Origin of the sequence: Streptomyces caeni (assembly GCF_042678285.1) — a bacterium.
Lineage (GTDB): Bacteria > Actinomycetota > Actinomycetes > Streptomycetales > Streptomycetaceae > Streptomyces > Streptomyces caeni.
In genome coordinates this window covers 107,337-112,243 of record NZ_JBHUDX010000059.1, presented here as the reverse complement: position 1 = coordinate 112,243, position 4,907 = coordinate 107,337, and the positions used below count along the sequence as shown (strand labels likewise).

Annotated in this window: 4 protein-coding genes; 2 read left to right on the top strand and 2 right to left on the bottom strand. The window is 72.6% G+C overall.

Features of this window, described 5'->3' with window-relative positions:
• The first annotated feature begins 283 nt into the window (after positions 1-283).
• Together ACFSL4_RS21960 and ACFSL4_RS21955 are read left to right on the top strand one after the other, a co-directional pair.
• Complete coding sequence (locus ACFSL4_RS21960; RefSeq protein WP_381085506.1) at positions 284-958, top strand: DUF5995 family protein; 675 nt, start codon at positions 284-286, stop codon at positions 956-958.
• Positions 959-1,059: 101 nt separating this feature from the next.
• Positions 1,060-1,989: an LLM class F420-dependent oxidoreductase gene (locus ACFSL4_RS21955; RefSeq protein WP_381085503.1), complete on the top strand. Its 930-nt coding sequence runs from the start codon at positions 1,060-1,062 to the stop codon at positions 1,987-1,989.
• 20 nt (positions 1,990-2,009) lie between these two features.
• Here ACFSL4_RS21955 and ACFSL4_RS21950 read toward each other — a convergent pair whose 3' ends face one another.
• Both ACFSL4_RS21950 and ACFSL4_RS21945 read right to left on the bottom strand, forming a co-directional pair.
• The gene (locus ACFSL4_RS21950) at positions 2,010-3,722 is read right to left on the bottom strand and encodes a flavin monoamine oxidase family protein (protein WP_381085500.1); all 1,713 of its coding nucleotides are present in this window, start codon (positions 3,720-3,722) and stop codon (positions 2,010-2,012) included.
• A gap of 57 nt (positions 3,723-3,779) precedes the next feature.
• The gene (locus ACFSL4_RS21945; RefSeq protein WP_381085497.1) at positions 3,780-4,568 is read right to left on the bottom strand and encodes a carbon-nitrogen hydrolase family protein; all 789 of its coding nucleotides are present in this window, start codon (positions 4,566-4,568) and stop codon (positions 3,780-3,782) included.
• Positions 4,569-4,907: the final 339 nt, after the last annotated feature.

Here is a 4,907-nt window from a genome sequence, read left to right as displayed (position 1 = left end):
GAGGCGCCGCGGCGCGGTGACCACCGGAGGAGCCCGTCCCGACGCCGCGGCCAGGCCCGGGGGGCGTCGTCGCCGGCCTGGGTCACCGCGCCGTGCCGTGGCGCCTCGCCTGCGCGCGGCCCCGCGTGGTGGACGCGCGGGCCCGGCAGGTACCGCCCCCCGCGTCCCCCTCCTGGGCCATCCCCCCACGTCCCGCTCCTGGGCCATCGGCGGGTTCGCCCGATCCGGGGAAGCCGGCGGGCCGTTGGTGCTCCGGCCGGTCCCGGACTGGAAACCTTCCCCCATGGTGTCGTCGGAGCAAGTCACGACCGGGCTGGACGCGGTCGCCTCACGCATGCGCGCGCTCGCCGGGGTCTGGCCAAAAGACGACGGCGTCGCGGTCTTCAACCGCGTCTATCTCACCGTCACCGAGGAGGTCGGCCGCCGACTGGACGCGGGGTGCTTCCCGGACGAACGCGCCGCGATCACCCTGGACGTCCGGTTCGCCGAACGGTATCTGTCCGTGGCCGAAGAGGGGCCCGTTCCCGCGTGCTGGCGGCCGCTGTTCCAGTTCCGGCGCCATCCCGGCGTGCGGCCGCTGCAGTTCGCGCTCGCGGGCATCAACGCGCACATCGGGCACGACCTGGCACTGGCCGTCGTGGACGCCTGCCGTGCGCTGGGCTGCGAACCGGACGATCTGGAGGACGAGTTCGAGCAAGTGGGGGACATTCTCGCCTCGCTGGAGGAGCGCATCCGCGAGGATCTGATGCCGGGTCCCGATCTGCTCCAGATCGCCGACCCGCTCACGCATCTGCTCGGCGCGTGGAGCCTGGAACGGGCGCGCGAGGCCGCCTGGTCGGCCGCCCGGGCGCTGTGGGCGCTGCGGGAACTACCGGACCTGACGGAGGAGTTCGCGCGGCGGCTGGACGCGGCGGTGGGGTTCGCCGGGCGCATCCTGCTCACCCCGTTTCCCGGCTGATACGGCCGAATCCGGCCATCCCGGCCCACCTCACCGAGAACCACCAGCCGGCCGCTGTACGTTGACGGCCCGGCAGATCTCCCGCGAAGGAGCGCACACGCATGGCGACCCGGCTCGGACTCGGCCTTCCGCAGAACCGGCAGTACGCCCTCGGACGGGATGTGGCCGACGTGGCACGCACCGCCGAGCGGATCGGATACGAGAGCTTGTGGGTGTACGAGCGGGCCCTGGTCCCCGATCCCGCGTCGCAGGGACTGTACGGCGTGGAGGGGCTTCCCTGGCCGGATGCGTACCGCGGCGTGGCCGACCCGCTGATCACGCTCACCCTGGCCGCGGCGGCCACCGAGCGGGCCCGGCTGGGCTCCAGCGTCCTGGTGGCGCCGCTGCACGTGCCGTTCCAGCTCGCCAAGGCCCTCGCCTCACTGGACGCGGCCAGCGGCGGCCGGGTGGTCGCCGGCTTCGGCACGGGCTGGTCCCTCGACGAGTACGCGGCCGCGTCCGTGCGGCCGTTCGAGGAGCGGGGACAGGTGCTGGACGAGGTGATCGAGGTGTGCCGGGCGGTGTGGGGCCCCGACCCCGTGGTCCACGAGGGACGTCTCACGAAGATCGCCTCCGCCGTGGTGGGCCCCAAGCCCGCCCGGCCGATCCCGATCCTGCTGGCCGCGGGCAGCAGGAAGGCACAGCGCCGGCTCGTCGACCACGCCGACGGCTGGCTGCCGGTGGGCATGGGCCCCGAGCAGATCGCCGCCCAGTGGAGCGCCTTGCAGGAGCTGGCGGAGGAGCACGGGCGCAAGGAGCCGATCCAGACGGTGCTGCGGGTGAACGCGGCCTACTCGGCCAGGGCGCACGACGGCGCCGACCGCCGCCCCTTCCAGGGCAACGCGGACCAGATCGTCGAGGACCTGGTCACCCACGCCGCGATCGGCCTGGAGGAGATCCTCGTCGACCTCCAGAGCGCCGTGCGGGACGCCCGGGAACTGAAGGACGTCGCCGCCGAGGTGTACGAGAAGGCGCGGGCGGCCGGGGTCTGACCCTCCGCCCGCGGGCCCGGTCACTCCTCCGGCAGCTCCACCGGCGCGATCTCGTCGAAGACGTCGCCGGGGCCGGGGTTGGCCGGGTCGGTCGCGCCGCCGAGGTGGTGCATGACGCCCCACACGGCGTTCAGTGCGGTCTGCACGGCGCCCTCGGCCCACCCGGCCGTCCAGGAGATGTCGTCGCCCGCGAGGAAGACGCCCCGCTTGTCGGCGGGCAGGCGGTCCTGCACGAAGTGCGTGAACAGGCGCCGCTGGTAGCGGTAGTGGCCGGGCAGGTTCGCCTTGAACGCGCCCATGAAGTACGGCTCGTCCTCCCAGGAGATCGTCACCGGGCTGCCGATGATGTGCTTGCGGATGTCGACGTCCGGGTAGATCTCGCCGAGCGACTTCAGCATGACCTCCATCCGCTCGTTCGCGGACAGCGGCAGCCACTTCAGGCTGTCGTCGCACCAGGTGTAGGACAGGCAGATGACGGCCGGCCGGTCCGGCCCGTCGTCGAGGAGGTAGGTGCCACGGGTCATGCGGTCGGTGAGCGTCATCGACATGACGTCCCGGCCCGTCGGCCGCCCCTGCTCGTCGACGGCCTTGTCGAGCCAGAAGGGGCGGTCGACCGGCACGAAGAGCTTGCTCGACTCCATGTAGTGCGTGCGCTCGATCGCGGTCCAGTGGTCGATCGGGAAGAGCGAGTCGTCGCAGTCGATCTTCGACAGCAGCATCCACGACTGGGCGGTGAAGACGGTGGCCTTGTACGTGCGGATGTCGCCGTTCGCGTCGGTCACGGTGATCCGGTTGCCGGCGGTGCGGTGCAGCCGGGTCACCGCGGGGCGGGGCCGGCCGTCCTCGTGCAGGGACTTCAGGGACGTCCCGTGGGCCCAGTGCACGATCTTCTCCGGCTCCCGCTCCCACAGGCGCAGCGGCAGCTGCTGGGAGCCGCCGACGATGCCGCGGTGGTGGTCGTCGGCCTCGGTGTACACGACGCGCAGGATCTCCAGGATGGAGTTGGGGAAGTCGGTGTCCCAGCCGCCGGTGCCGAAGCCGACCTGGCCGAAGATCTCACGGTGCCGGAAGGACCTGAATGCTTCGGAGTCGCAGAGGAAGCCGTAGAACGTCTGGTTGTCGAGCTTCTCGACGAGCCTGGACCAGATCGCGCGGATGCGGGGCACGTCGCGCTCGCGCAGGGCGCGGTTCATGTCGGAGAAGTCGGCCCCCTCCTCCAGGCAGGCGTTCCACGCGTTCGCCACGTCCCGGTAGACCTGCGGCAGGTCGTCGAGCGTCTCGGCGTAGTGGGTCTCGCCCTTCAGGTCGACGACGGTCGACGGGGTGGCCTCGGCCAGCGGGTTGGGGAACGGCCTGGTCTCCAGGCCCACCAGATCGATGTAGTGCTGCAGCGCGGTCGAGGACGGCGGGAAACGCATGGCGCCCATCTCGGCGGTCAGCGACGGGTCGCAGCCCTCGAAGCCCACGGTGCGCAGCCGGCCGCCGATCCGGTCGGCCTCGTACACGACGGGCTTGAGGCCCATCTTCATCAGCTCGTAGGCGGCCACGATGCCGGACAGACCGCCGCCGACGACCGCGACCTCCGTGCCGTGCTCGGTCGCGGGTATCTGGCCGAGGCCCGCCGGGTGGGCGAGGTAGTCGTCGTACGCGTACGGGAAGTCCGGCCCGAACATGGTGATCGGCGGCTGCTGCTCGTCGGCGTGCTGGACGGCGTTGGGCACCGTGGACGTCATGGGGTACGACTCCTTGCGCGAAAAATGACTCTGGAGAAATCCGGGGAGGCCCGCGGGTCAGACGAGGGACCCGTAGAGACCGGGGCGGCGGTCCTGGAGGTAGGGGTTCGCCTGGCGGGAGGCGGCCAGGCGGGCGGGGTCGGCGTCGCCGAGGACGAGCTCCTCGCCCCGGCCGGCCCGGACATGGGCGATCCCGTCGGGCCCGGCGAGGGTGGAGAGCCCGACGAACTCGAACTCCCCTTCACGCCCGACCCGGTTGACGTACGCGACGTACATCTGGTTCTCGAAGGCCCGCACCGGGACGAGGGACTGGGCGACGAACTGGAACGGGTGCATCAGGGCGGTGGGGACCACGAGGAGGTCGGTGCCGGCCAGGGCGTGGGCGCGGACGTTCTCCGGGAACTCGACGTCATAGCAGATCGTCAGGCCGATCCGCAGGCCGTTCAGCTCGGCCTGGACGACCGGCCGGCCGCCGGGGGTGAAGTGGTCCCGCTCAAAGCTGCCGAAGAGGTGGGTCTTGCGGTAGTTCGCGAGGCGGGTGCCGTCGGCCGCCACCAGCTGGGCCGAGTTGAAGACCCGGGCGCCCGACCGCTCCGGGTAGCCGTAGACGACCGCGACGCCGTGCCGCGACGCGATCCAGCCGACCGTGTCCGCGGAGTCTCCGTCGGCCGGCTCGGCGAGGCGGCCGGTGTCGTCGCCGATCGCATACCCGGTGAGGAACAGCTCCGGCGCGATCAGGAGCCCGGCGCCCGCGGCGGCGGCACGGCCGGCGGCCTCGTCGAGGACCTTGAGGTTCTCGGTGACCGAGCCGGGGCGGCCGGAGCTCTGGAGCAGGGCGGTGCGCATGCGTGTTCTCCACCGGTACGGGAGGGGGTCGGGGGCCGGTTCGACGGTACGGTCGGCCCGTCGGCCGGACAAGAACGAGCCGTTGCGCGCCGGTGAGCGGATCGTTGCGTCCGCCGTGGGGCCGGCGTCGATTCGTTGCGCACCCCCGGCACGGCTCTCCGCGCCTCCGGACACGGGCCACGGCCGTCTGCTCCGCTCCCCCGCGCCACCGGCCCCTTGACCCCGCTCTCCGCGGTGCCGCCGACCACCGCGCCGCGCTCCGCCTCACCGCACGGCCCACCGTCGGCGAACGGCCGGCGGTCGGCCTGGCGCGGCGGGATCCGCCGCAGCCCCCCGGCG